The 26,711-nt window shown below is 37.3% G+C and carries 35 protein-coding genes and 3 tRNA genes; 5 read left to right on the top strand and 33 right to left on the bottom strand.

What is annotated here, in order from left to right; genetic code table 11:
• Positions 1-10 precede the first annotated feature (10 nt).
• A complete protein-coding gene (locus tag VYM24_RS19765; protein WP_044270417.1) occupies positions 11-502 on the top strand; it encodes a hypothetical protein in 492 nt (163 codons plus the stop codon).
• Positions 502-984 (top strand): hypothetical protein, encoded by a 483-nt coding sequence (locus VYM24_RS19760; RefSeq protein ID WP_330940724.1) that lies wholly within the window; start codon positions 502-504, stop codon positions 982-984. Before VYM24_RS19765 ends, VYM24_RS19760 begins: the two co-directional genes overlap by 1 nt.
• Positions 985-1,013: 29 nt before the next feature.
• Here the strand turns inward: VYM24_RS19760 and VYM24_RS19755 are convergent, their stop codons facing one another.
• From VYM24_RS19755 to VYM24_RS19595, 33 genes are all read right to left on the bottom strand, one after another.
• Positions 1,014-3,677 (bottom strand): hypothetical protein, encoded by a 2,664-nt coding sequence (locus VYM24_RS19755; protein WP_330940723.1) that lies wholly within the window; start codon positions 3,675-3,677, stop codon positions 1,014-1,016.
• Positions 3,678-4,857: 1,180 nt separating this feature from the next.
• The gene (locus VYM24_RS19750) at positions 4,858-6,786 is read right to left on the bottom strand and encodes a P-loop NTPase fold protein (RefSeq protein ID WP_330940722.1); all 1,929 of its coding nucleotides are present in this window, start codon (positions 6,784-6,786) and stop codon (positions 4,858-4,860) included.
• 519 nt (positions 6,787-7,305) lie between these two features.
• Positions 7,306-8,112: a DNA adenine methylase gene (locus tag VYM24_RS19745; RefSeq protein ID WP_330940721.1), complete on the bottom strand. Its 807-nt coding sequence runs from the start codon at positions 8,110-8,112 to the stop codon at positions 7,306-7,308.
• A gap of 21 nt (positions 8,113-8,133) precedes the next feature.
• Positions 8,134-8,865, bottom strand: a complete 732-nt coding sequence (locus VYM24_RS19740) for a DNA cytosine methyltransferase (protein WP_330940720.1) — start codon at positions 8,863-8,865, stop codon at positions 8,134-8,136.
• On the bottom strand, positions 8,862-9,353 hold the full coding sequence (locus tag VYM24_RS19735) for a methyltransferase (RefSeq protein WP_330940719.1): 492 nt from the start codon (positions 9,351-9,353) through the stop codon (positions 8,862-8,864). Before VYM24_RS19735 ends, VYM24_RS19740 begins: the two co-directional genes overlap by 4 nt.
• Before the next feature lie 19 nt (positions 9,354-9,372).
• Entirely contained in the window at positions 9,373-9,666 is a 294-nt protein-coding gene (locus VYM24_RS19730; RefSeq protein ID WP_330940718.1) for a hypothetical protein, read from the bottom strand.
• A gap of 30 nt (positions 9,667-9,696) precedes the next feature.
• Entirely contained in the window at positions 9,697-10,026 is a 330-nt protein-coding gene (locus VYM24_RS19725) for a hypothetical protein (protein ID WP_330940717.1), read from the bottom strand.
• Position 10,027: 1 nt separating this feature from the next.
• Entirely contained in the window at positions 10,028-11,026 is a 999-nt protein-coding gene (locus tag VYM24_RS19720) for a DUF4373 domain-containing protein (RefSeq protein WP_330940716.1), read from the bottom strand.
• 193 nt (positions 11,027-11,219) lie between these two features.
• Positions 11,220-11,627 carry a VRR-NUC domain-containing protein gene (locus tag VYM24_RS19715; protein WP_330940715.1) on the bottom strand — a complete coding sequence of 136 codons (408 nt, stop codon included), beginning with the start codon at positions 11,625-11,627 and terminating at the stop codon, positions 11,220-11,222.
• Positions 11,628-11,629: 2 nt separating this feature from the next.
• Entirely contained in the window at positions 11,630-12,295 is a 666-nt protein-coding gene (locus tag VYM24_RS19710; protein ID WP_330940714.1) for a DUF4494 domain-containing protein, read from the bottom strand.
• Positions 12,295-12,468 carry a hypothetical protein gene (locus tag VYM24_RS19705; RefSeq protein ID WP_165602131.1) on the bottom strand — a complete coding sequence of 58 codons (174 nt, stop codon included), beginning with the start codon at positions 12,466-12,468 and terminating at the stop codon, positions 12,295-12,297. The genes VYM24_RS19710 and VYM24_RS19705 overlap by 1 nt, the downstream gene beginning before the upstream one ends.
• Positions 12,449-13,879 (bottom strand): DEAD/DEAH box helicase, encoded by a 1,431-nt coding sequence (locus tag VYM24_RS19700; protein WP_060408221.1) that lies wholly within the window; start codon positions 13,877-13,879, stop codon positions 12,449-12,451. The genes VYM24_RS19705 and VYM24_RS19700 overlap by 20 nt, the downstream gene beginning before the upstream one ends.
• A gap of 2 nt (positions 13,880-13,881) precedes the next feature.
• Positions 13,882-14,073, bottom strand: coding sequence for a hypothetical protein (locus VYM24_RS19695; protein ID WP_330940713.1), 192 nt, complete (start codon positions 14,071-14,073; stop codon positions 13,882-13,884).
• Positions 14,074-14,086: 13 nt separating this feature from the next.
• The gene (locus tag VYM24_RS19690; protein WP_425286612.1) at positions 14,087-14,479 is read right to left on the bottom strand and encodes a DUF1367 family protein; all 393 of its coding nucleotides are present in this window, start codon (positions 14,477-14,479) and stop codon (positions 14,087-14,089) included.
• A gap of 44 nt (positions 14,480-14,523) precedes the next feature.
• The gene (locus tag VYM24_RS19685; protein WP_330940711.1) at positions 14,524-15,189 is read right to left on the bottom strand and encodes a hypothetical protein; all 666 of its coding nucleotides are present in this window, start codon (positions 15,187-15,189) and stop codon (positions 14,524-14,526) included.
• 3 nt (positions 15,190-15,192) lie between these two features.
• The gene (locus VYM24_RS19680; protein WP_330940710.1) at positions 15,193-16,392 is read right to left on the bottom strand and encodes a hypothetical protein; all 1,200 of its coding nucleotides are present in this window, start codon (positions 16,390-16,392) and stop codon (positions 15,193-15,195) included.
• A 28-nt stretch (positions 16,393-16,420) separates the two neighbouring features.
• On the bottom strand, positions 16,421-17,383 hold the full coding sequence (locus VYM24_RS19675) for a recombinase RecT (protein ID WP_060408226.1): 963 nt from the start codon (positions 17,381-17,383) through the stop codon (positions 16,421-16,423).
• A gap of 161 nt (positions 17,384-17,544) precedes the next feature.
• Positions 17,545-17,772 carry a hypothetical protein gene (locus VYM24_RS19670; protein WP_330940709.1) on the bottom strand — a complete coding sequence of 76 codons (228 nt, stop codon included), beginning with the start codon at positions 17,770-17,772 and terminating at the stop codon, positions 17,545-17,547.
• Between the two features lie 22 nt (positions 17,773-17,794).
• Positions 17,795-18,034 (bottom strand): hypothetical protein, encoded by a 240-nt coding sequence (locus VYM24_RS19665; protein WP_330940708.1) that lies wholly within the window; start codon positions 18,032-18,034, stop codon positions 17,795-17,797.
• A gap of 20 nt (positions 18,035-18,054) precedes the next feature.
• On the bottom strand, positions 18,055-18,444 hold the full coding sequence (locus VYM24_RS19660) for a nitrile hydratase subunit beta (RefSeq protein WP_227073084.1): 390 nt from the start codon (positions 18,442-18,444) through the stop codon (positions 18,055-18,057).
• A 16-nt stretch (positions 18,445-18,460) separates the two neighbouring features.
• Positions 18,461-19,306 (bottom strand): phosphoadenosine phosphosulfate reductase family protein, encoded by an 846-nt coding sequence (locus VYM24_RS19655; RefSeq protein ID WP_330940707.1) that lies wholly within the window; start codon positions 19,304-19,306, stop codon positions 18,461-18,463.
• A 28-nt stretch (positions 19,307-19,334) separates the two neighbouring features.
• The gene (locus tag VYM24_RS19650; RefSeq protein ID WP_330940706.1) at positions 19,335-19,769 is read right to left on the bottom strand and encodes a hypothetical protein; all 435 of its coding nucleotides are present in this window, start codon (positions 19,767-19,769) and stop codon (positions 19,335-19,337) included.
• Positions 19,770-19,782: 13 nt separating this feature from the next.
• Complete coding sequence (locus VYM24_RS19645) at positions 19,783-20,715, bottom strand: radical SAM protein (RefSeq protein WP_330940705.1); 933 nt, start codon at positions 20,713-20,715, stop codon at positions 19,783-19,785.
• Positions 20,716-20,728: 13 nt separating this feature from the next.
• Entirely contained in the window at positions 20,729-20,989 is a 261-nt protein-coding gene (locus tag VYM24_RS19640) for a hypothetical protein (RefSeq protein WP_330940704.1), read from the bottom strand.
• A 21-nt stretch (positions 20,990-21,010) separates the two neighbouring features.
• Positions 21,011-21,223 (bottom strand): hypothetical protein, encoded by a 213-nt coding sequence (locus VYM24_RS19635; RefSeq protein WP_330940703.1) that lies wholly within the window; start codon positions 21,221-21,223, stop codon positions 21,011-21,013.
• Positions 21,224-21,241: 18 nt separating this feature from the next.
• Positions 21,242-21,415, bottom strand: a complete 174-nt coding sequence (locus VYM24_RS19630) for a hypothetical protein (protein WP_330940702.1) — start codon at positions 21,413-21,415, stop codon at positions 21,242-21,244.
• On the bottom strand, positions 21,412-21,867 hold the full coding sequence (locus VYM24_RS19625) for a hypothetical protein (RefSeq protein ID WP_044270368.1): 456 nt from the start codon (positions 21,865-21,867) through the stop codon (positions 21,412-21,414). The genes VYM24_RS19630 and VYM24_RS19625 overlap by 4 nt, the downstream gene beginning before the upstream one ends.
• Positions 21,868-22,567: 700 nt before the next feature.
• Positions 22,568-22,648, bottom strand: a tRNA-OTHER gene (locus VYM24_RS19620).
• A 216-nt stretch (positions 22,649-22,864) separates the two neighbouring features.
• Positions 22,865-22,949: transfer RNA gene (locus VYM24_RS19615), tRNA-Ser, on the bottom strand.
• Between the two features lie 270 nt (positions 22,950-23,219).
• Positions 23,220-23,331, bottom strand: a tRNA-OTHER gene (locus tag VYM24_RS19610).
• Between the two features lie 19 nt (positions 23,332-23,350).
• Positions 23,351-23,644: a hypothetical protein gene (locus tag VYM24_RS19605; RefSeq protein WP_330940701.1), complete on the bottom strand. Its 294-nt coding sequence runs from the start codon at positions 23,642-23,644 to the stop codon at positions 23,351-23,353.
• Positions 23,625-23,855 carry a hypothetical protein gene (locus VYM24_RS19600; RefSeq protein WP_330940700.1) on the bottom strand — a complete coding sequence of 77 codons (231 nt, stop codon included), beginning with the start codon at positions 23,853-23,855 and terminating at the stop codon, positions 23,625-23,627. Before VYM24_RS19600 ends, VYM24_RS19605 begins: the two co-directional genes overlap by 20 nt.
• A gap of 38 nt (positions 23,856-23,893) precedes the next feature.
• Positions 23,894-24,094 carry a hypothetical protein gene (locus VYM24_RS19595; protein WP_330940699.1) on the bottom strand — a complete coding sequence of 67 codons (201 nt, stop codon included), beginning with the start codon at positions 24,092-24,094 and terminating at the stop codon, positions 23,894-23,896.
• 155 nt (positions 24,095-24,249) lie between these two features.
• On the opposite strand from VYM24_RS19595, the gene VYM24_RS19590 reads away from it, so the two are divergent.
• The 3 genes from VYM24_RS19590 (at position 24,250) to VYM24_RS19580 (ending at position 26,690) form a co-directional block, all read left to right on the top strand.
• Positions 24,250-24,600, top strand: a complete 351-nt coding sequence (locus tag VYM24_RS19590) for a hypothetical protein (protein ID WP_330940698.1) — start codon at positions 24,250-24,252, stop codon at positions 24,598-24,600.
• 37 nt (positions 24,601-24,637) lie between these two features.
• Positions 24,638-25,441 carry a hypothetical protein gene (locus tag VYM24_RS19585; protein WP_330940697.1) on the top strand — a complete coding sequence of 268 codons (804 nt, stop codon included), beginning with the start codon at positions 24,638-24,640 and terminating at the stop codon, positions 25,439-25,441.
• A gap of 148 nt (positions 25,442-25,589) precedes the next feature.
• Positions 25,590-26,690: a hypothetical protein gene (locus VYM24_RS19580; RefSeq protein WP_330940696.1), complete on the top strand. Its 1,101-nt coding sequence runs from the start codon at positions 25,590-25,592 to the stop codon at positions 26,688-26,690.
• Positions 26,691-26,711: the final 21 nt, after the last annotated feature.

Raw genomic sequence — 26,711 nt, 5'->3', positions numbered from 1 at the left:
ATCTATTTTTATGGAAGGAAGTAAAGTTATAACTCTCGAACTGACAGCTAAAAGTCTCTTCGAACAAATGAAAGAGCATTCTTACTATTTAGGCGAAGCTCTAAAAACAGATCCTAAGTTAGCAGAACTGGCAGCAAAGCTTCAGGCTAATGACGATGACGACACTGTGTTAAAGGATCTAGCTCAAGAAGGTGGAACGAAATTAGGAAATATTCTGAGCCGTGTTCTTGGGAAAACATCATACTCATGGGATGAAAATAAAACTAAAATCATTTTCACCACCAATGCTGTATCTAACTTCATGGAAACCCAAAAAGAAACTATCAAAGATAACATGCTGAGTTATCTTTCCTATTACACTTTGGCTAAGTGGCTCAATCTTATTAAGCCTGATGAAGCACCTCGTTTTGATAATCGGCTCGGTGAAATAGAAGAAGAATTAAGGTTGCTTGGGGCACAAAGAGACAAGCCTAAACGTACTTCATCTGAACCTACCACCTAATGGATTCGCTGAATATTGAAATACAGTTAAGTGCCATCTTCTCTGAAGTAGATGTTCGTACTTACTATCAGGGAGAATCTTTGAAGAAAAAGGATGTTGATTTTTCCAGCATCCAAACTTCTTCAGATGATTATGATATGCTTCGTTCACCTGTAGAAACGGCCTTAAATAATATTAGTGGCCGTCTTATTAAGCGGGTAAAATGTTTTGAATGGCAGATTGATAGTGAGAAAATCAGCATTAATTTGATACCTTATGAAAGGATTCCTCCACATGCTGATAAGATCATGGAGTTATTGAAGAAGGCTATTGGGGATTACATTGTTAATTACGTACATTATGAATGGCTTTTGACTGTAAAGCCGGAACTTGTTCCGGTTCCAGAACAGAGGAATGAAAAATTAATGTGGGATGTGGTGAAGTTTATCGGAATGATAAGTGGAATAGTCAGGAGACGAGCAACTGATTTGGGTGGAATATAATGGATAGGAGAGGGTATACCTCTCCTTTTTTATCTTAGTCTATTCTCAAAGGCTTCGGATGCAACAAATTCCATGTAGTTTAATGACACGTCGGTTCTGACACCGCCGGCCAAGGCTACCATGAAGAACTTGAATGCTTTGGATTTATTCATTTTGGTAACAAGATCGCGGATATCAACAATACTTTCTTTACCTGATATAAGGGTGAAGTGTTCAGCATCATTGGAACCTAAAATGTACAACCCAATATCAGAGAATATATTAAGGCTTTCACCTCTAAACATTACTGGTTCACCACGTAAATACAAGTCTGACATTGCGCCCTTAATCATTCCTCTTAACGCGGTCTGTATAATGCGTTTGTGAGCATTGCTCCCCATCTTTATAGGTTTAGTCAATAAGAGTATATTTGATATACTTCTATGACTATTTTGCATATCGTAAATACCAGGAGTTACTGATTCACTATCTATCAAAGCATAGCATTCGGGATATTTATTGGTGAAGTTCTTAATACAACAAGATATCTTAGACCATGTTCTTGACTCCATATTAAATAAGTAGGCATAAGGATAGTTTTTATTTGCTATGATTAGCTCATTCTCCGGATAGTTGTAACCTACTTCTGCTTTTTCAAGATATTGAGTAAACTCTACTAATGATAAAGAAAATGATCCTATAGCTGCTATCTTAGAGATGATAGGGGAAGAAGTAACACAGGATGGGAGATATCCGATCATATCATCAGATATTGATTTTGCAGTATTTCCAGCTATCATCATAAGTCCACGCTTGGAAGCAAAGATAACAGCTTGATCTATGCCTTTAATAGATTTGGGATTTATGCAGACATCGCGTGTTATTGGCGTTTGTGTTGAATAGACTAGATTGCCTGTTCCTACTGACATTGCATATACTCCATCTGTGGCAAATACATACAATGGGTGTTGTCCAAATTGCCCTTGTGATAAAGCTGTGGTATTGGAGCATAGGCCCACTATTTCTGTATTTGTTGGTTGATAAGTCTGTGATGCTGGAAATACCATTGGACTATTTAAGGCTGATACTTTGAGTACGTTACGCGCTGTATAATGTGTGTTCTCTTCTGCGGGTTTATCAGATTCGAGTTTCTGATCAATAGATATGTAATAGGAAGAAAGTATTAAACCATAACTGCTTCTATCACCAGGTATTTTCCCCCATCTTTGAGCTGGCTGGCAATAGTAGGCGATATCGAGATAGGGGTGTTTCTGGAGTGAAAATACTTTTTTGAGAGTTTCCCCGGTCGCTCCGCTGCTTGATTTAGGTGTTATAAACAGACTCATGGTATGTGCCCTTGAATCAGGATATGTAAGAAATGGAATTATTAACTGTTTTGATGATATCGTGTTTTTGACAATGGTTTCCCCTTGTTCTGTGCTAATGGCGGTACAAATCGTTAGAGTATATTCCGTATTCGATTCTTGGGTCTGGCTCTCATACCCGTACATATATCCTTTAAAATAGGAGTAGTTGATGTTAGCCAAATGCAATCTTGAATTATATACATAGTTTGTTTGGGCAGAAAAAGAGTGTTTTGTTTCGGATGTTATCAATTGCTCTTGAATAGAGATATTGTCTTTTGACCATTCATCAAGTCTCCAGGTCTGTTTACCTTTCAATGAAAATTCTGCAACTTTATAAAAACGATAGGCTTTCAGTATCTGTTCTGTTTCGTTGTTGGTTCTTTGATATTGATTGTAGGTTATGCTTCCGTATTTACTCTCTTTTTTTTCGAACCAGTCTATTGGAGAAATAAACACATCAATGGAAATTATAAGAGGGGTTAGATAAGATAAATCAAAATCATCGAAAGAGAAGTCTATTTTGGTGCCCATTGCGCCAAATTCATAAGTGTAATCCTTTAATGTGGCGTTATTAGGCTCGTTATCATAATAGAAGAAAGGATTTATTTGGCAAAATGATACTTTTTTACTATATGAGTCTCTACCCCCTCCTTTAAAGTCAAAGGTATAATCTATCTGGGTTCCGTGCTCTACCAGGAAGATGGGAGACTCCTTTATATATTCTCCGGAAGATGTTCTAAACGCATATTTAAGAAGGCAAGGACCAACAATATATTCTTCTTTGTTTAGTGTATCAATGCAATTGTCTAAATATCCAACAGCATTATAATCAGCAGTACGCATAAACTCTTCGCTGGTGAATCCATCAGATTTTCTACCACCAAGAAATTTAGAATCTGGGCAGATACTTGTGACCTTAGACATTTGCGAGATTTTAATTTGTGGTACTTCAGGGATGGAACTAACGTATTTGTATCCATCAACGTTGTTCTCAAATATCTCGTATAGTATCTGAGTATCCGTAATGAAGCATGCTATATTTCCCAGAAAGGCAATATCATTGACTTTACCAGTTAGATCGGATGATAACCACTCAAAGTGAGAGTAATCTTCATTGAGAGCCTGTATTCTCCCATCTGTTTCCAGAACAAGTATTTTTTTAGCGAGTGTATGGTAGAACACCTTTTCTGCATTTGCAAGCTCATGGATAAAAACAGGCTTTCCTATTGGTTCTACTGAACTGTTTTTGATTCGTGCATTGATAAGTTCCATGCATTGGCCGTCAGTTGATACACCTTCATCAATGCTTCGATTAATGCCGGTAAAGGGAATTTTTATAGTTTCCATTTTTTTTGTAAAGTTATATAGTTCAAGTGAATATGCAGTTGATGATTTACAACTTTGATTGTTTTTTAGGGAAACATTTCTTCTAAAAATAATAAAGGTGTTGTTTACATTGTCCATTATTCTTTTTATACGTATTTTTGAAACCAAAAAAGTATGGATAAAATAGTAGAATATTCTTTAAAAGAGATAGGCCTTATATATGCAATAATTATTTTGATAGCTACTTCTATTATAACACAGATTTTTAATATATTTACTAATTATAAGATAGCTAAAGCTCAGTTTCGATTTACTAAAGTGTACGAACAATAAGGTAAAGTTATTACAGAGTTGTATGAAAAAATAATTCGTTTTTCACATGCAATTAGTGTTTTTACTCAACGGGGACATTTGGTTAATGGTGATAGTTGGAAAAACGAGGAGGAAAAAAGGTTGAATGATTTAAATGAAATACTAGCAGACTTGAGCGGTTTTTATTACCCTAATCGAATATATCTTCCAGCCCATTTGTGTAAATGGATCGAAGACTTCATAGGAGAATATATAGGTAAAGCCCAAGACTTTGAGAATTGTAAGGCTGAAATTCGGGATTTTTAAAATAATATACATGTTAAACGGTACTTAGAAAAGAGTAGAAATCTGACAAAAGATGTAATGAAAAATTACCCATAATAATGAATGAAATAGAAATGACATTTAGAAAAATGATAGGAGTTTAATAGCTCTGTTGTTAAGTGGATAGAACTAAGGATAATCTTACAATATGTGACCAAAATATTAATAGACTTTATACGTATTGTCTGATAAAACTCACTTGTATACTCCCTTTCCATGATTACTAATAGCTCATTTTGGTAGGGGTTATGCGTTAAATCATTCAATGTAAATTACTCGACGGTCAAATAGGATATAATACCGATTGTCTGTGAGAGTGTTTATTGAAGCAAAATACTTTTTGTCTATAGAGAGCTTTGGAGGCTTATTTATTTAACTTACAATTTCAACAAGAGATACTTTTCTTTCTCAATCCAGCTAAGCCATTAAGCCAATCAATAATTTTAATTTCATATTTACTATTGTTATGTTTATACAAAAAAAACGTGTAAGATAACTTCTTACACGCATGCAATCTACTATATAATTTACCTAAATATTGTTTCTCTTTGTTCTAAATATAAACTCATTTAATAGAAGGTACACCTAATGCAAGATAGAATTCATATCCATCGTTACCTATCATCAAAGTCTTCCGCTTTCTTTTAATGTATTTGGTTTTAATTCTATTTAAAGTACTATTCACCATTTTCTGCATATATATCATATACTTATAACTAGCACCAACTTGTGGAGAGTTATTATTATATCTGAGTAATAAGGATCTCATTTTAATAAAAAACAAACTCTCACTTCTAATTGTTTCAAGTCCTATTTTTCCTTTTTCATATCGTTCTTGTAAAAAGGAAACAATTTTTCTTTTTTCTTTATTGCTACATTTAATGAATGACTCTAAAAAATCACTGGCGCTAATATTAGCCAAAAGAGGATAAGAATAACCTACAATATCCCATAAATCTTCGCAATGATTCATTCTTAATAATATACCTTCAAACTTTTTAAGTACTTCTTTATACCCTAGTTTGTTATTGATTTCCAAAACTCGATTTTCAATTTGGGGATAATAAGGATCGCTCCTGTCATAAGTAAAAAATAAATGATCCATTCCTTTAAGATAACTTGCATTGAGCTCACTTTTTTTAATCCCATCTAAAAATAAAGAGCAAAGTTTTTCACTAGTCATTTTATAATCAATGAAATGGTTTTTCTGCAAAGTAGTTAAAGTTGCGAAAAAAGCAGGATAGGCACTTAATTGAAACACACCTTCAGGTATTTTGTGTATTATTTCATTTACAGTAGTATTTATTTGTGCATCCTCAATATCCCAAAAAGCCATCAAGCTTTGCATATAAGTCTGTTCTTGGGTAACTTCTTCCTTTTTCATTCTCTGAATGATATTTTGAATATCTTCATTTATTAAATCCTTATTATAATACCCAGTTGATATATAATGGAGTAGTCCTGCACTTGAACCAAATTTTACACAGTTGTCACCTGTGTATTTTTCTTTAACATTATTCCAATAATCTTCATCATTTTCTACCATTTGTTTCACTTTAGGTTTATCAAATGAAGGGTACTCATCTCCATCCAAATCAATATTCCAAGTTATATCTTCAGTTAAGCTCTTCAACTGCATTAGTTGCTCGTTACTGATTCCATTTTTATATTCAATAGAATATAGTATAGACAAATAAAAGAAATAATCTAAAATTTGTTCCTTATAATCCAAATCATTTTGGTTATATATTTGATCATATACTTTCTCAAAAACATCTATATTAAACTTTAGAGTCCGTAAGTTATTACATAACCCTTTTGCATACATTTCACCAATATAGACCATTTTTTGCTTTAAAAAACTTCGATATGTTTCCTTTATTGGAGAAATCATACTTTCTAATATAGCAGGGATATTAGGTTCAAAATAATGAGTATATCTAATGATCTTTTCTTTACAGCTCTTATAGCCTTTACAGTTCTTGTCAAGTTCGCTCTCGTTACAAATTAATATAACCTTAAACAAGTCATTCTCAATTAGAGAATTAACAAATCCAAGAACATCCAACAATAAAGAAGAATCTAACCGTTCCAAATCATCAAAACAGAATATATATCTAGGCGATATATTAAATGGAGAAAGCAAAGTCTTGATATCTTTACCATCTATCTCACTAATATTGAAAAAGCTTAATGCTTTATTAAATAAAAGCCCTCCTATTTTTGATGCCTTACTATTAAGAATAGGATTTACTTCAGCAAATATTTTCAATATTAACTCCTCAAGATTGGTAATCCCAAATAAACTTATGTGTAATGGTTCATAACAAATTTTTTCCTCTCTTGTATCTTTATATATTTGTTCTCTTATTAATGGTTCTAATTTTACTTTCCAGTAATATGACTTACCAGCACCCCAAACACCATTAATCATTATAGCGTAATCTGCATTTTTCGAATTAATATAATCTTTAATAACATTGTCTAATTCCATCTTCTTTTTATTTATTTCTAATGTGTATTCCTTAGTTCAACGAGTATATAATTTAATATTCTGATAATATTATAAGGTCTCCAAAAATAAAAATAAAAAATGAATAAATTAGATCTATAGAAAAATTAATTTTAAATTCTATTACTTGTTCACAATAAATCCTCTTTATTAAGGTGATTGTTCTTGATTAGCCAGTCAGTGATTGATATAAGAGAAAGAAGAAAATCGTCTTTTTCTCAAATACTATATCATTCTTATGTTTAGTTTTGATTAAAATATTTCTGGGTGTTCCAGCATGTCTATTATTTGAATCACATTTTAAAAAATCCAACAATGATTACATTGGTATTCAGTCTAATTACATTTCCGACTTCATTGTAAGATAAATCTTTATCCACATATTCAATCGATTGAGCAAAAGTTGTAGACGCAATACTTATTTCCATTAAAACAAGATTAGTACAGCCACATTTAAGGCATCTTGCTTTACTTTTAAAAGTGTTCATATCTGATAGGTTATTAGCCAAACAACATCGGGCTCAGCTCGTAGTTACTTATTAAAATCTCTGTCTTACGTTTCGCCTTTGTTAAATTAGCGACTTTGAGAGGCATATCTATCTTTTCAACGTGCCATTTATTCACGGCAACAAAGTACCGGAGTGTCTGGCACCAAAAATTAGATAAGACGAACTTTCCTTTAATGCCCTGCAGGAGGGTGAGCAGTTGAAACAATTCTTCATGAGTATATCCACGGTAATGACCTTGAGTACATCCGGGATAAGGTGGATCGAGATAGAAAAATGTTTCTGGCGTATCTCTTTGCCTTATTACCTCCAGTGCATCCCTGCAGGAAATCTGTACTTCGGCCAGGCGTGAACGGAGGGTTTCGTTAAACTCCGTACGCTTGTTCCGCATAAATACTCCGGTATGGCTTCCTGCCGAACCGTTACACCATTTCCAGCCTCCGTGCATGCTTCCAGAAAAAGAACCGTTCGTTATCATCCACACAGACCAAGCGATTTCAAGTTCTCCGGCCGGAACTCGACCGTTATAGAAATCCTTTGCCTTTAGGTATTCTGTTTCCGAATGAAGAGTATTCTCTACCAGGCAGCGCAATTCGTCAAAATGTTCTTGCGCCTGCCGGTAGAAAGTTATCAATCTATCATTCTTGTCGTTTATTACCTCAAGATAACTTTTAGGCTTTTGGAAGAAAACAGCACCTCCACCAAAGAACGGTTCGCAATAAATCTTATGTGCCGGCATCATAGAAATTATTTTAGCTGCCATCTGCTGCTTGCCTCCGTAGTATGTGATTGGGGTTCTCATTTGATTCCTTTCTATCTTGTTTTACGTTAATTGATTATCAAATTCTTTAATGCAGTTGAATAGATACCCCGCCACAATTGGATTAACTGCATTTCCTATTGCTTCAAGACGGTGTACATTATAGGAAATCCCATTATCCATTCGCAAAAACTCGGAGTAATCTTCACTCCAAAACGAGCTGCCAGACATTCTGCTAAATTTCCCTCCTTGAATTTCGAATGACCGACTTTCCGGATTAAAGATTGTACCTTCATAGTGTATCTTTTCCCGTCCGATTTGGTGGGAGTCATAAGCGATACAGTAGAGCCGCTCTCTATTATGTGGAAACCCGAATACTTTATTCTGAATACACTTCCATTCTGCATTATACCCGATTTGGGAAAAGTCGCATAAGACTCGTTCGAATCCTCGAATAAGCAGCATTGGGCTGTTTTCAATGAGCACGTACTTGGGTCTAACTTCCCGTATAATTCGGAACATCTCATTCCATAACCCGGAACGGCTACCGGTGATACCTTCTCCTTTTCCGGCAATGCTGATATCTTGGCAGGGGAAGCCCCCGCTAATAATATCGACGTATTCAGGTTTTGATAATTCTTTGATGTCTTCATATTGCTTTGTATCTGGAAATACTTGTTTTAAGATGGTTCTTTGAAAATCTTCTATCTCACAATTCCACAAGGTGGGAATATTATTCATTTGTGCACCTAACTCGAATCCATCGATACCACTGAATAAACTACCATGCGTCATGATTGTATCTCTTTGGGAATTTTCATAAAGCACATCCACATGGTCTTGCCATGTCTTCCAGTAGTATGACCAAACAATGGCTGCCGTTCGATGGCCTCTAATACTTCCCTGACTGTTATCTGATCTTCGTTCCATTTGAAAATCAGAACTCCGTAGTCTTCTAAAACTCGAAAGCATTCATCGACACCTTTCTTTATTACCCTTGGCCAATCATCCGGAAGCTTTCCGTACTTCTTGGCCAACCAGCTATCTTTACCAGCTTTTAAAAGATGGGGAGGATCGAACACCACCAGTTTAAAAGATTCTTCCAAAAATGGTATATCGGTAAAATCAGATACAATGTCCGGATGGATTTTTAGGCTTCGACCATCACAAAGAGTATACTCTTCATCTCTAATGTCAGCAAACAAGGCCAAAGGGTTTTCTTTGTCGAACCAAAACATTCGGCTACCGCAACAGGCATCTAATATGATTTTCGTTTCACTCATTTTTTTATTGTATTGAGGGTTATTCATCATCGGACTCTTCATCACCCGGCTTGGATATCTTGCCATATTGCATCAGATACTCAACTGCAAGACTATTACACATGTGGCTTGCCTCTAATAGATTTACGTTTGTTTCTCCAAACAGTGTTTTGAAAATCCGACAATTTGCGTGCATTAATGCCATTCCAAATTCAACACTATTCACTTCTCTGTCACCTAAGTAATTTTCACAGTCTTCTTCTTGAAACATCTCAAAAATCTGTGCTGTGAGCATAGCAGAGTATTGAAGTATTCTTTTCTGTTTTTCATCCATAGTCTTATTCATTATTTTATAGTTTTACGCCTATTCATAAGGGTTTGTTTTACAATAATTTTTATTCTCTGACATATTCAGTAGCTTATTTAAATACTCATCTGAAAGAAGATTTTTGTTGCTAAAGTTTCCAAGCATTGAACGAGGTTCAATATTTTCATCTCTCATAAATTGCTGTATCTCGTATATATGAAAAAGTAAACCTTCACAATCTACTGCATAGTATTCAATGCCATCGTCATTACTGGCCGATACTTCGTAACCAATCCATCCACCATCTCCAATATAAGTACTTATCTCAATATTACGGCAAAAACCGTAACTGATAAGTAATAGCCTTAATACATCTTTTCCACTCATATTATTTAAGATTTTGTTTATTGATAACTTTTTGGCATTCACGTAGTTTCTTGAGCAAAAATTTGCCTGGTTGGTTAATGCCGCCTTTTTTGATTTCGACAATTAGCTTCTTACACTCTTCGAATAATCTGGGATCCTTAATATACAATCGTACTGAATCAGCATCAGATTGTGTGAGGTTTACCAGCAAGAAGACATAAGTGAAGTAATTTTCATGGGACATAACTTTTATTTGTCCGGCCCGTTCCATTCCTTGTAACTTCTGTAGGATTTCATAGAAGTTGCACATGGAAGGAGCATCTAACCATTGCTTGACGAGACTCAAACCAAATGATGATTCTTTCCCGTTTTCGGTCAGACGCATAGCTTCCCATACATCATTCTCATTTACGCCAGGTTTTCCTCTTAATGCTGATTTAATATCAAAGTGTTTTTCTAAAGGAGGAGACGAAGTTGTTCTTCCTCCTCCGGCCGACGAAGCGCCCCCGTGAGGGGGAGTTTGAGGAGGAGTTTCTTTTAGTATACTTTCTTTTAGTTTACTTTGTGGTGAAATGTCTGCATTTGTCTTATCAATGTTTACATTTTCCTCTAAAATGTGCACATTAGGGAATTTCGATACATCGATAAGCAAAAAATCACGTCGGGCTTCAACGCATTGGCGACGCTTGACTGCTTCAAAATAGCGGCTTTGTATACCACGAGAAGTTAATATCTGGAACCTTTCAAAAACCCCTTTATCAAAAAAGGAACGTTTGACCAACCCCTTTACAACTTCTTTCACCAAGTCCGAAGCAATGCCGGCACCCACTTTCCGCGAGAAAAGCAAACACTCGTCATCACCCCATTGGTAGTAATAACCTTCTTTATATATTTTGCAGAGCAAGCGAATAGCAATGTAGGCTCCCTTTATGCCAAATTCACCTTCTATAAGTGCTAACTTGTCATCATCGAAGAAATCAACGTTAAATGAAAAATAGTCGAGACCTGTTGAATTAGCCATCTGTGTAGGTTTTAAAATGCTCAATTATTGGCGGACACTTGGTTAGTTCAAAGTGAATGCAGAATCTTTTGGAGTCTGCTACTAACCGTCGTCCAGACCGTTTACATTCTGAGATTATAGGGGTATTTCCCCATTGTATTAATCGCCTCTTGCGACAATCAATACAACGTATTGCCTTTTGTTTATCCATTGATTACATGTTATTCAAATATTCTTTTATTTCATGTATGAAGTCTTCAAGAGAACGGCAGATAACATATTTGTTTCCTACCGCTTCAACTTCCTTCTGCCAGAGTTTTTGAGAATCACGCTGAATGCCGTTAGGTGTTTTCATTTCGATACAAAGTGAAGCATACCCATTCCTGGGAATAAGCAGTATCAAATCAGCAACACCTGCAAGGGCACCTTCAGCTTTCAGCTTACCACCGGTCACCTTATCACGTCTGCCACCATTAGGAACAGCAAAAAGAAGACTTTGCAGCTTAGGGTAGGCTAAACGAAACCAGTCTATGCAGGCGCATTGAATTTGATGCTCAAGATCAGCTGGCTTCTTACGAGAGGGCCGGTTACGTTCCTGCTCTAAAAACTCATCATAGGTCATGGCTATTTCTCTTCAACCTTACCTGATTCTTTAGCACCCGGCTTTTTCTTTCCTTTTGGAATCTCTTCCGAATTATCAGGGATAACACGGGTATTACGCCCGGTTTTATCAATGATAACAGCCTTGCCGGCTACTGTGATTGAAGTCCTGCAGTTATCAGGCAAAGAGGTGATGAAATGGCTTACAACAGGAGAATTTGCAGCTTCAGCTATACTATCAAGATGTTCCGGACGTTCTGCATATGGATATACATCCATAAGAGGTGTTTCAGATACTGATGCAATGATATAATCAGCCATCGTACCTTTCATGCCTTCATCCAGCTTTTTAACAGCGTCACGTAGATCGGCTGCTTGCACTAACACCTGAGTAGATGTTCTCTTTTCGGCACCACTCTTTTCATCCAGAGTAATAAAGACTAGTTTGCACTTGAACCAGCGGTCGGCGGCCTCTTCTTCACTGGGGAATAATTCGCTATAGTTGGCACGTTTGATGTCTGATACTGTAAATTCGCCTGAAATAAACGGTGTCATTTCTTCAATGATGCGTGCTTCCGCTTCCGTAAAGCTGAGTGCGTCCACCAAATAAGGTTCTGTAACCTTCTTGTTCATTCCGTTTTCCATTACTTTCTCGTAACGGACTTTACATTCAAACCATGTGTGTATCATTATTTGTTTTTCTTTTTATCCTCCATGGCACGCTTCATTTCGCTTTGCGCTATACGGAAAGGGCGAAGGGTGAACTGTGTCATTTCGGGGTTATCAATATTCTTTTCAATAAAGTATGCAAGGGCTTCCACGATAGCCCGTTGAGAGGATGCTTTAAGCGGTATCTTTTTCATAGGACTGCATGAATGCCGTGGCCAGTTCGTTGAAATAAAGCTGGTCAGTGGGTATGTCATCATCGGCAGCCATTATTTTATTGGCTATGGCTTTCTTGTCGTGGATGATGCCATAGAGACGGTGGTCGATTGTACCTCGCCCTAACAGGTAGTAGCAGGTTACATTATCCTTTTGTCCGATACGGTGCGCACGGTCTTCGCATTGCGTACAGTCCGCATATGTCCAAGGGAATTCTATGAATGCTACATTACTGGATGCTGTGAGGGTAAGTCCCACACCGGCGGCTTTGATGGAACAGATGATAAGCTGCATATCTTCACGTTGCTGGAAAGCGTCGACAGCAGCTTGTTTCATGATGGAACTGTCGCGCCCTGTAACACTTACAGCACGAGGGAAGGATTTCTTAAGTGCGTCGACAATATCATGTAACGAACAGAAAAGAATCAGTTTCTTTCCACTCTCAAGGAACACCTGTACAAAGTCTATTGCTTGTGCAACTTTTCCCTTTGCGGAAATGGAACGTAGGGTCATAAACTTAACGAGGGCTTCCATGCGCATCTTGCGTCGGATTTCTCCTTCAGGACACTGCTTATACTCACGCAGATATTTGGCAAGGTCTTCGGCTGCAGTATCATACTCTTCGCGATTAGATATATCTACATAGAGGTCCACTCGTGTCTTATCGGGTAGTTGAGTGAGCACCTTGGATTTCTCCCGTCGAATGAGGCAACGACTAAATAGTTCCTGGCTTAATTGTTCAAGATTAGAAGCGGCTTTTTCTCCTTGTGCATAATCAAGCAGAAACTGCCCCTTGCCACCAAATTCATTTAAGCGATCCATAATGGAGAGTTGGGCTACAAGGTCAGAAGGACGATTAACAACAGGAGTACCGGACAGAAGTATTATCCATTCTTTTCCGGTACATATTCCTTTAACGAATTTGGTTTGTTGGGTAGAAGCATCTTTTACACGATGGCTTTCATCAATGATTATGCTCCGAAACATAGATATTTGTGGGCAAAAAACAACATCTTTCAGACGAAAGGATTTACCACCTTTGATATCCCAGACAAAGTATTTGCGCAGGCTCTCGTAATTGACAACAGCAACATGGAACATCTTCATTTGTAGAAGATACGGCCATGTGGTACGATTGGCATTATCAAGAACAATTGCTTTCTTATTAGTAAATTTCTCTACTTCCCGTTGCCAGTTAATTTTAAGAGAGGAAGGACAAATGACAAGTGCAGGGTAGGCGCTAGCGGCATTAATGATTCCTATAGACTGTAATGTCTTTCCTAATCCCGGTTCATCACCAATGAAAAGGCGTTTCCACTTCAACCCTTGAATTATTCCTTCCAGTTGATAGGGGTAGGGGGTGATTTTGAGTTGATGTTTGATTACTTCCATACCTATCTCAGTTCTTTGGGTTTGTAATTCCAGCCATTCAGTTCATACACCCTTTTGCGTGCAGCTTCACGGTTATTATAATTAGGTTCGTTGGCAACGGATTTTGAGGTTGTTACTTTCCCGTCTGAGTAATCACATTGATATATGCGGAAATGACGCCCATGTAGAGCATAATGATATTCACCTACTTTCATGATATTGTTTTGATTATTTAAAACGTTCTATTTCATCAAGTAAATCTTGCCGGTCTGTACCACGGAGATAGAGTCTTAGGATGATATCTATACAACGGTGATAGAAACGTTCAAATTCTGTTTCATCCATTGCAGCGAAAGATATACTCTGAGGATTTATATACTCACGAAAACCATGACGAACAATTGAGTAGAGCCCAAGGTCCATCTTTAGGTAGGTACGCATATCTTCCTCGCTGTAGATGTTTAAGGCTTCATGTAGATGTTCCGGAAGATTGTCGTAAGTGAGACGTACCAATGCGAAAAACTTTTTATGAAACTCATAGTTACGTGGTTTCTTAATATCGCATAGAACAGTATCACCTATTTTTAGTCGTTTCTTTTCGTCATAGTCAGAATCATACATTGGTACAAGACCTAGGTCTGTAACACGGCAATATATTTTCATTGTTAATTTGCAAGATTGAGACACCAGTATTGGAATGCCAGTTCTTCATATTTCTCTCGTCCACGGATATATATGGCATCACCACGGTTAATATGTTTCTTGAATACGAGGCAGTTCTTTTTAGAAATTGCATAAATGAAATCGAGATTACTGTTAGCAATATCCATATACCAGGCGCGAGAGCGATCCCAATCGAAGAAATCCACGGCTTCATCAAATTGTTTTTGTGAAGTAGCAAATGTGGTTTTAAGGTCGCCACCGAAATTGCATGCGGATAAAAACCAATCCCATTTACAACGTGTGTCAAGAGTAAATGGAAAACTCCCGTATTCAAACTGTTGTGCTCTATTAACCATGAACCGCTGTGTGTCGGACAGCTCCAAAACTTTGGTGAGAAATTCATCTTTGCGAGCTTCCATTTGCAGGGATTTGTACATTTCGCGTGCGAGCCCAAATTCATCGGCCGTATATTGTACATCATCTACAGTGTATCGATATACATTGACCCGGGCCGGTTCTGTGATAATAGCATCTACGAGTGATCCAAAACGGAATGCAGCTTCTTTGTCTCCAAATTGTTGCCGTGGGTGAAGCAGATTCTTCAATTCCGTGAGGTCACTGTTACTGACCTCACGACGATTGTAATATTCATCTGGATTATGATTCATACTTTATTTAGCTTTGACTTCATCCTCATAGCTTATGTATGTGGATTGAATGAAATGAGGGTCTGTCTTATCATTGGCAAGCTTTTCACAGTGGGTTACTTGTGATTTGAATTTCTTGCTTAATTCATCAACAGTGAGCTTACATCCTTCAGTAGTCCACCATAAGTTTATTATGTCAAGAAAACCAAGAGGACTGTTAATTACTATCTTTTTTTTGACTTGTAATTTAGGCTGATAGGAAGGAGTTGCTACAGCAGCTTGCGAGAATAGTCCTGCCATTTCGTTTTGCTGTTGTTGTACTTTAAGCCTATTTCTCTCTTCCTCTTCTTTGCGCAAACGTTCTTCTTCACGTCTGCGAGCTTCCTCAGCTTCACGGAGTTTCATTTCTTCTTCACGTCTGCGAGCTTCCTCAGCAGAAGCTTGCGAGATGGCTTCCAACTCTTTTTTCTTGGAAGGTAGCATAAACAATATGTTGTCACGATTTTCGCCAATGTCAAAACGGTACTGTTCTCGGAACTTTGGAAGTAATCTAGTCATTACCTCTCTCCGTATTCCTAGAGAATCGTTTGCACTTAGTTCTGCCGGGATCATTGCACCAGAAGGAAGTAATGTGATTTTGTCTTCGGACAACGTGACAGGGAAGTTTCTTATAGCTTTTTCTTGCTGGGAGAAGTTCTCCAGCGTAATATTATTGTTTAGCGTTGTCAGTTCATTGAAACTTGCATTTAGCATACGATTGAAAGATTGCTGGTAGTCTTCTTCCACTGCAAGACGGTATCTATTCTTTGCAGCTTCGATTTGTTGGCGAAGTGCTTCTTCACGACGGCGGGCTTCAGCTTCGGCTCTCTTTTTTGCAGCGTAGTCATTACGCATTTTTTGCAGTTTTCCAGGAACAGATTCCGCCTTAGTAGGATCAACGTCATTTTCCATGCTGGTGAAGACTGTACGTATTTCATCGAATAACTTCGTAACCGGTGAGCGTTTATCATTCATCTTCTTAACAGTATTCCGTGCACGGTTGATAAATTCGGTTGCACGTTGATCGAGTTCATCATTCATTCCTCCCGCTGCTTGGATATCAGCCAGTAATTTCTTGCCTGTTTCAATGCAACGATCATGTGAGATTTGATTTTCGTTGTAGGATTGTGGAGCATTCTTCACAATCATTTCTACATTTTCCTGTTTTACTAATTCATTACTCATGACTATATAATATTATAAGGTTGTAACATTAAAATGCGCCATCGTCTGTACTGTTGGATTCTTCCGGGTTAAAGCTAACACCGGTAGAAGTGTCTTTCTCAGGACCGAATGATTGAGGTTCCGGATTTGGCTGTTCCGCTGTTTTATCCACACCATAGAGGTCATCAATGCTTGGAGTGGGGGCTTCCTGTTCAGTTGCAAGTTCGGTTCCTTTGCCTATTCTTACTTTGGGGTAGGTTTTGAAGGCGTGTTTGATACACTTGGCTATGAGAAAACCCGTATCAATGCTACCTTCATTAGACTTGTATAGTTCATTAGGACCTTTCTCTACCCATTGACGATGATCGCGGTCAAAGTATCGGTTTTGCTTTGCCGAGTAATCAGACAGGCGGGACCAGTCTTCTTCAAACATTACAGAATAATCAATCGAACCATCTGTACGGGTAATACGAAGAAAGCAAGCGATTACTTTCTTTGATTTGTGAGGTAGATTGCAGGTATATCTAACAGATTTGCGTCCATCTGTATCGGAAAACGAAAAAGTATCTTCTTCATAGACGATAACGGGATTGTCGGCATACTTGATTTGTCCGGAACGGGCGCGAAGAACCAGTTCACCATACCCCGAAATAGTTAGTGTTAAGCGAGGCTCATAGATGTCAAAGCCTTTTTCGTTTTTCCCGATTTTGGTGTTGCGCCCTTGTAGATAACAAAGAGCACGAACACCCGGCTCGACAGACAGACCACAGACTGCCAGGTCGATAAAGGCGGTGAAGATGGAGAAACGTGTTACGGCATCGCAGACTTTCTTGTTGTCAGAAAGGAAACGGTTGAAATGAATGCTTTCTCGCTCATAGGCTGCTTCGCCTGTGCCTTCACCCCAAAGAGTGTCGTAGATTTGAATAAAACGTTGTTTTACTGATGCTGATTGCACGATGTCGAGAGGATTCATTTGATTAATCTCTTCGACAGTAAGAAGAATGTTACTCATGATGTAAGTTTTTTGATTATTTATAATTGAATTGTGAGTTTCATGAAAAGTAAAAAGGCAGCACCAACCCGTGATGCCGCCCTAAACTAATCATGAATAAACGCATTACAAGAAATGCCTTAAGAATCTATACTATATTTACTCTGTTACTTGGTGAATTACTATTTTGCATTATTCAGCCAGTCTAACGCATTTTGTAGATTATTTGTATAATCAGCATTGTAGATGTATGATACTGCATTACCTGCTTTGTATTCTTGATTATTATCAGTTTCTCCTAAAACGAATTCCATGTTTGGAGTTCCTAATTTGTATACGCCTATGCAATAGGTTATACCTTTGCGCTTCACGCTCTTTTTAAGGGCTAAAAGAAAAATTTTTGTTTCCATAATTTATTGGTTAGAGTGATTTTTATAGTTCTTCTTTAGATAAAGCATAGCTTCTCTCTAATTCAAATTCATAAACTTCCACCCTGTGTCCAGCACTTTCTCCTACACGTAGTTTATACTTGGAAGACGGTTCGTAAGGTTTATTGGTATCATAATTAAAGTGAGAGGTAACTTCAACTGTTTCTACCATAAATTCCTGCACTTTATTGTTATAAATAGCCCAAACCTTTTGACCGGGCGTGAATTTTGTTTCTATTCTCATTTGATTCCTTTTCTTATCAGTTAAGAGTTAATTTCACGCTCAAATTCATCATATCCCTCACATTCGAGAAAAGCCTTTAAAGCTGTGTCCTTATAGCACATCGCATCATAGGTAGTTCTTTCCACGCACACAATATTTTGCGTATCGAGGTACATTTCCAAATGCATTATTTCCAAATTATTTTCCTTTAATAATCTGGAAATAAGTTCATTGCTTTCCGCAAAAGGGTTATCTGGTATAAGTTCTATATCAGCTTCCAAAGCATAGTCTGGGATGACTTTACCATCGACTTCAACACGATATAAATCACCTTGCCTATGTCTTATTACACCTGACTTTCCTACTACATCCGGCATGACTGGACAATCTAATATTCTCACTCTGTCACCTACTTTAAATTTTGATTCCATATTCATTTATATTTTTTTATACGTTAAACTCTATTTTCTGTTGCAGCATCACGTCTGCATAATATTGATTGAAACTTTTATCACTTATCCACCAATTAAAACCAAATTCAGCATCGGTGAAGTTACGATTGAGATATCCCGCATCAATCAGTTTTTGAATTGTTTGTATCCACTTTCGCTTCACATGAGGAAAACGCTGGCAGTCTTTTAGCTTCTGTTTGTAGTTAGACATCGGGCAAAGAATACATCCAATACGCTTATAGCCTTCATCGTATAATTTGCAGTGCGGTATATTATTTGAGTTAAGAAACTGCCAAACTTCACGTTCAGTCCAGTAAAGAATAGGCGAGACAAGAATCTTATCTTTTCCATTGACGCATGTAACCATTTTCTCTTTATGTTCTGAAAACTGGTCGAAGTTCCCACTAAATTTATGACCACTCAACTCTATCTCTTCACGTTTGGAACGTCTTGCACTTTCTTGTTTCCTTATCCCTATTAGAGTAACTTTTCCTGCACCGGACATTTCTTTAAATTCAGCACAACACCAGCGCATCGTTCGTGTAGGAATAATATGCTTTTTTAGAGCCATGTCATAAATAGACATTTTAGGCTTTATCAGTTCCACGTCTGGGTAATTCCTCTTCACAAATCGAATAACGTCCGGAGGGTCAATGCTCGTAAGGTTCATGTGAGCCTTGAATTTCACTCCTGCCATTACCGCAAGATGGTAGAGGACTTGACTATCCTTGCCGCCGGAGAAGGCTAAATAAAAGCCGTTATCCGGGTCGTAGTCAAGTGCCATCTGTTCACATTTGCGAAGCAAAGCGATGGAGTATTCTATCTTAGATTGCAGGTTCATTTGATTCCTTTCTAATCTGTTTTGAGGGTTACTGTAATGCAATACCCATTTCTTTCCGGGCTTTATTAGCTTCTTTTTCAAACATCCTTTCGTCTTCCTCAATAACCTTATCAAGCAATTCATCCATACTTTCAGCATAGACATAGAATGGATAGAAGGAGCAGGAATTAGAACAGGACTGAAAGCTGCCATCTTCTCGAAAAGAGAACTTTTGAGGAATATTAAAACTACATTCTGCCAAGAAACCAAACTTATCGTGGTCAAAAAGCAGTTCATTTAAAGAACCTTCATAACTGTCATATTCTCTTTTGGTAAGAGATGGCATAAACGAATGGAAATCTCCAAAATCCATGTTTTCCAGAAAGCTATCCATTTCACTCATGGAAGCGATATGAAATAGACTATTAATTGTGGTCATACCTTCATTTTGAAGAGTAATACCTTTCTCTTTCAATGTTTTCATTACTATCTTGTTATTAGCCAAATAAACTTGGCTGGGTTAATATTTCTTTTCCTCTTGTTGTAGGATTAAAGTCTTTGAACTGGCAACTTTTAAATGCCTGCCGTTGGTTGCACCACCATGCGAAGCGGTGTTGTTCGTCCGAAACTGGAGTATTCTTATCTAAGTCTCGGTAAGACATGGCGAACGGTGTACATCCCAAAGAATCAAGAAGTAAAGCCCTCTTTTCTGCATCCTCAATCTGCCCATCCTTCACAAGCATATAGAAGAAGAGCCTATGCGCCGATACACCGGCTTCTTTCAGATAGGCTATTGCTGTGACCACTTCATCCGTAATCGACGAACTGTCGTAGGCCATGCGCAAGTGTCTTATCCACGACACACGGGCCAACAACTTAGCTATGTTCTTATCCCTTGCGATAAGTCGGCAATCAATGCCCTGGTTGAAATCGACTTTTAACTTCATGGAGGCAATCTTCTCAATCTGTTGCACCCCCCAGTCTGATGCGATGACATTGTTATCCATCAGAATAGCAGACTTCCGGCCATCCAAGAACTCCGATATATCCGCGTGCTTGCGGATAGTCCCTTCTTTCCGGGGGACGATACAAAAGGAACACTTATTGATGCAGCCACGGGTAAGGAATCCGTAGGCTTCTGTGTGTGTGGGATAGAGAGAATAGTCAGGACAAATATGCTCAATCTCGCTCGGCAACCATTGGTCGAACATCTTATATCCGGAACCGCCTTTACACACTTCATCTGCTTGCACAACTCTTCTATCGTCAGGGGAGAAGGCAAAGACCTTGCTCATATACACACGGTCGTAGTACTCAATGCCAGAGTACCACTCCACGGCGTCTCCTTGCTGTTTGTGCCAGGCGGATAACTTCATAAGTGCCAGGTTGGGGAAGTTATGGCCATCTACGTCTACTAATCCGATGTTCATATCTTTATTGTAATTAGCATATTTCTACCGGATCGTCCGCGAACGACAACTGATTGCCTATAATTTTCTCAATTGTCCCTTCGGGAAGTGTGACACCATAGTCACTATCATTCACTTCTTCCCAATGATGCCCAGCTGAAAAATCATACGGATCATCATAAACAAGCTCTTCTCTTGTTCCATTAACCTTCCATGTATCTTCTGCTCTGTCATAAGTAGGGAGATCATTAAATACTAACTCCTCCCCATTTCTGTTTACTGCTAACCATGCCATAATAGTTCCTTTCTATTTTTGTTATTCGTTAATCATCTGAATCAGCCTGTTACTTGTTTCAAGAAGTGGGGCATCGACTCCACTCATGCGATATAAAGCAATTTTTCCTTCTTTTGTATCAGGAGATAGAACGGGACCAAAGTCAGAAATATAATCAACTATGGTACATACTCCAAAATGTTTATGAGATACTTTGTTCCCGTTCTGTAGTTTTTCAAATTCTATTTGTTTCATATTTATTTCAATATTGAATTAATTTAAACCAAGCAATTTCTTAGTTATGTCAATATCTATATAATTAGTCCATCCGGCTTTGTGTAGTATGATAGCAGCTTCTCTTATTGTTATTTTACCGGATTCGACTTTCTCTCCAACGGACTCAAAAATCGTTTTAACCCTTAATGTTTTCATTTCAATTGTTTTCATAATGATAAGTACTTAGTTAATATTCGTTCGATTGCTTCGCCATTCTCTTCGTTGATCCATTCCTTGGCAACATTCCAAGCTATACTCTTTGAAGCTTTGAAATTATCTATTCGGGTAGAATGATGGGAGAGTTTACCTTCGGTAGGTTTAAGGCCTTTGTCATGGAGTTGGCATAGTCCATTGTTAAAAAATACACAGTATTCATTGCCGGCTTTTGCTTGTAGCATGGGAATGACGTTTTTGGTAACTCCCATAATGATACCCACAGCCCAATAGGTGATTTCTAACTTGTCCCCGTATCCGGCATCAATGATTTTTTCAATGTCTTCAGGTGTTCCAAGACAAGGTGTGTGGCATTGTTCTTTACATAGTGAACATTTGCACTGACACGGCTTTCGTCCTGTCTTACGCATGATGCGCTGTAAGACAGTTTCTTTAATTAGTAAATTCATGATTGTTATATTTAGGAATAGTTATAAGATCATTAAGAAAGCCCGAAGTTCTTCGGGCTCCCGATGTTCCTTACGGGACGGCTACGCTTAGTAGGATATACGGCTTCCTGATTATATATAGATGGCAATTATTCAGATAAAACCGGTTCCTATTCTCACGAACAAGACCGGTGCAATTTAGTAATCGTAATGATTAGGCTAACAAAGAGTTTTCTACCTTTCATACCAACTAACTCGTCCTCACGGATTATTGCTCCCCGCCAAGTTGCAACACTTACGAACCCGAATCATAGACGGGGCGGGGAGAGGTTATATATAAAACTGGTTAGGGAATACTGTTTAAAAACCGCTTCGATATTCACATACCAAAAGCGGGGCTATAAATCTAAAATTTATATCATGAATTTATTAAAAGATTGCCTTCTATCTTCACAGACCGAAAGAGCATATTACTACATAAACAGACACTTTGGTTAACAAAGGATCTTGAAACCGAATACTATATAATTCATGTCCAAATGTCTACAAAAGCTCCGGGGCAGTTCCCCGGAGCAAAACACACGACTTCAGCTACTTCATAGTGACACTCATGTTGTTTTTCGGCGTCTTTCCGTCGTGTCAGCCGGAATAAATACCGGGCAGCCCGTAACAAAATGAGCTTTGGGATCACTACTTCTGCTTCATCCATCCTAAAGGCTTGTGGACGGTGCCGGAGTCGAACCGGCCTCACGGATATTGGTGCACCTCACCGTAGTTTCAGCCACGATATACATAACCGCCCGTATGTCCGTCTATTCCGGACTGTCAACATCATGAACCGCCATGTCGTCACCGTCAACTGCTGCATGATTTTGCAGGAATCCACCTCGATTGATACCCTTTGGACTTATATGGGTTTTACCATACTCTCTCAATCTACTACTTTCTTTCATAATATTGGTTGCTCCCATAACGACCTCAAATTTCCGAAAGTGGTGCGTTCATTGATACAAGACTGCGGAAAGCAAGGGATTCGAACCCCTGTAACCTTTTGGTTAACCTGTTTAGCAAACAGGTGCGATAGACCACTCTGCCAGCTTTCCATGTACCCCCGTGCTCCGAAGAACACGGGGGCTTTCTTTTTTATATTTATATATTGTAGAACACCAACTGAATGATGATTTAAAAGTCATACTTACTACTCTGATATACCTCTACAAGTTCATTATGATAGAAGCGTTTTGAGACTTCTACATAAAGCGTTTAGGCTACTCTTTTATCGCCCTCAACTCAGCATCTGCTATGTATATCAGTTTTTTAGGTGGGCACGACTGAAACCTTGCAAATCACACTGCCTATATCATTTTATATTGTTCTTCTTACCGGATTCGAACCGGTGACCTGCGCGATGAAAATCAACTAACCTTTAAACACGAGACAAACAACAAAATGAAACGCGCTGCTCTACCACTGAGCTAAAGAAGAAGTGGCCGGGAAACTCGACCTATTTATCAAAGTAATCTTGAACCGTTCGAGAGAGTTCCCTAAGTCTGGCTGTAGGATATTCTATTTTCCCAGGCCTTTTGCACGGCTGGATTTTTCCTTGTTTATACCAACGAAGTACATTACCTTTCCCGAATATCCGGAAGGCCTCATTCTGTGAGATATAGGGTTTATCGTCCGTATCCTCTTTTATAAAGGATGCAAGTTTGGCTGCTACGCTTGTAACGAACGTATCAAATGTCACAGATTTATCAATAAATTGAATTTCCATATACTCAATAGCTAAGATTGTCATAGTATTGCTTATTATTCATATATGTACGAACGATGTCTGTGTCCGTAGCATCATCACCAAGTAAAAGCACGATTTGCTCATATGCTTCTTGCGGCATTGTATAGAGGACTTCTTGATTGTAGTCCTGCCGACCTGCAATTCCTAACATTGCAAATGCCCCTACAACTGTAAGGATTATGCAGAGGATTCGGGAAATTTTATTCAGATCCATGATTTTTATGTTTTTATTATATGGAGAGAATGTACGTGTTACCTCTTAATAGTTAATGGTTTCTGTGACAATGCACATCCATATTCTTCAAGAGCTACCTTACGTATTAAGTCGGGTTGTTCCCCTTCGGTTGCAAAGCGGAGTGCATAACGCACTGTGTTCTCTGATACATTGAAGCGTTTAGCCAATTGGGGTATCACGCCTTTTTCGTACAAAATTCTGTGTCTAAAATATGCCATATTAAAAAAGGTTTATTAAATTTGCGAATTAACTATTCCGTTGAGGTTTACTCAATCGGTTGGTTGTTGATTACGGATGCAAATATAAAGGAATATATTCTTTTTATTAAAGAGATATAGAAGAATATATTCCTTTAATAACAATAATTAACGAAATGGAGAAGACAGTCAAAGAGAAAATTCAAGAATATCTTGGATATAAGGGTGTTTCGCCAACAGCGGCAGAACGTGAGCTTAAATGGGGAGTTGGGGCTCTAACCAAAGCTAAGAGTATTACCGTAGATAGAGCAAAGGAATTTCTTCTTCTGTACGATGATTTATCTGCTGAATGGCTATTGAGAGGTGAAGGTGAAATGCTAAAGTCTTCTTTGCCTGATAGTATTGCTGAAAATTCTTCATTAGTGGAAGAGCTTAAAGCTGAAATCAATATGCTTAAAGGTGAAAATCGTGTACTCCGGGAACAGGTTGGTCTCGGAGAAAGAAAGGGAAGTAGGAGTGCGTCATAATTGATATTAAAACAGGAAGAAAGGTACGTTGATTATTATGGATATTTATTATAATATTAATAATGATGAAGATTTATTAGTTTTAATGGAAAAAGAAATTCTTTCTTCATTAAATGATTTCTGTTTATCTATTTTATGTAAGGGGGGAATTTGGACTGATGTGACTGGGAAAAGAAGAGGGATTATTGAATCCTGGGAAGATGTATATAGATATTGTATCGATGGGTATCTTGTTTTAATGTTAGTTCAAATAATAAAGGCAGGGGATTATAAAAAGGAGGTGATTTATAATAAATATAAGGAAAAAGTTTATCCATCCCTAAAAAAATATGGATGTAGCGAAAAAGTATTTGGGGAAATATTTCAGAATGCATGGAAATGCAGATATACAGATAATAAAACTACTATAAAAGATAGACGAAATGTAGAAAAAATAAAGAAAGTGGGTGAATTGGCACTTAGAAATCAACCATTGTGGTTGCGAATTACAAATTGTAATATATTCCTGTTACTCTGGAATATTGCAGTTTTTATAGGGGCTATATATATCGGAAATATCTTCATAGTAGATTCAGATGGTGTAAATTCTCCTTTTATTATCTCATTATTTATGATGTATTCTGTGTTTATTGCGGCTGCTTCAGGAGCAAATCTATATTCTTATTTTATTCCCATTTGTATTGCTCTACTTATGTGTGTATTTAATATATTATTTGAAGAGCGTGCATATATTGCAATTACCACATGTAAAACATGGATGTGGATGGCCTTATTTTATCTACTTGGTTTTCCTATTTTATATATTAATTATAAGCGTATGAAGGACGCTAAAATAATATAGAGTGATTTTATGTTATGGAAAAACTTTTATTTTATGCTTTTGGATACAAGGAATTGAATTTTTCCTGATTTAGATGTTTCTGTGCCTAATATATAAACAAATTTTGGGAAATATCAAGATGTTAAGATTTAATTAATTGTATAATACTATGAGGCAAAAGAAAGCTACTAGAGCGTCTAAAAGACGCGCAAGAAAAAAGCCTGAAAAAGGTTTTAAAGGATTAGTAAATCGTATAATTAGGGCGTTGCGTCGTAATAATACGCTGACCGTTATTAGTATTGTTGCAACGGTGCTTGTTGCTGCTATTCCTTTTGGTTATACTTTACTCAAAGATAAAAAGAGTATAAAAGTTTATATAGGTGATTTTGAAATAAAAGATGATGCTTATCTTGCCTTAATATATCTTTATCCTACATCTGAAGTAAAAAGTTCTAATTTAGTAGGCGTACTTCCTATAACTTATCAAAATAATCTGTCTAATAATGTGGAAAATTTTTTTAGTGATTTGTCAACTCAATTAGAGCCAATAATGAATGCGCCTGTATTAGATGAAATAAATACAATATTGAAGAAAGCTCCTAAGACAGAGTATAAAAAAATACGTTTTAGGGAAAAAGTAGAAGTTTTAGGGGCTGAAAGGTATACTTTTCTTAAAGGAGATGATGCTGTCATAAGATATATTATACCTAATTTTAACTCACAGACTCTATTTGAGACATATGAAGAATTTACAATAGACACACAATGGTTTGATAAAAGTAAAAAAGAAGAATGGGGGGAAACAGTTGTTAGAGATTATTTTACTATTGATTTGTTTTATTCATATAAAGATATAGCAAAGTCATACCATTCAAATATTTCAATTGGTGTCGTTGATGTTAATAATCTTGATGAATTAGTCAGTTACATAGATAGTAGTGGGTGTTTTCCTTTTTATGCGAATTTGATTAATCCTGAATCTGGAGAGTGTGTAACTTTGAATAAGTGCATATTAGTTGTCCCAAGTATCTTGTATAATGAAGATACTGGGGGGTATAATATGGATAGGCAGAACTTAAAAGTTTATGAAATAGAATATAGTTCTAAAGACTTTTATTATAATAGACAGTTGACTATTAATGATGGAAGGAAGAAGAAGTATATTTCTTTTCCTGATTTAGATGTTTCTACACCTAAAAAGCATGAACTAATTAAATATGTAAATGAAAAAACTTGGGAGGATATGAGAAAGGAACAGAAAAGGGATTAGAGTAAAAGGTATAACAAACTA

Source organism: Bacteroides sp. MSB163, from assembly GCF_036416795.1.
Lineage (GTDB): Bacteria > Bacteroidota > Bacteroidia > Bacteroidales > Bacteroidaceae > Bacteroides > Bacteroides maternus.
The sequence above is the reverse complement of the archived record's forward strand: the minus strand, read 5'-3'. Positions and strand labels throughout refer to the sequence as shown.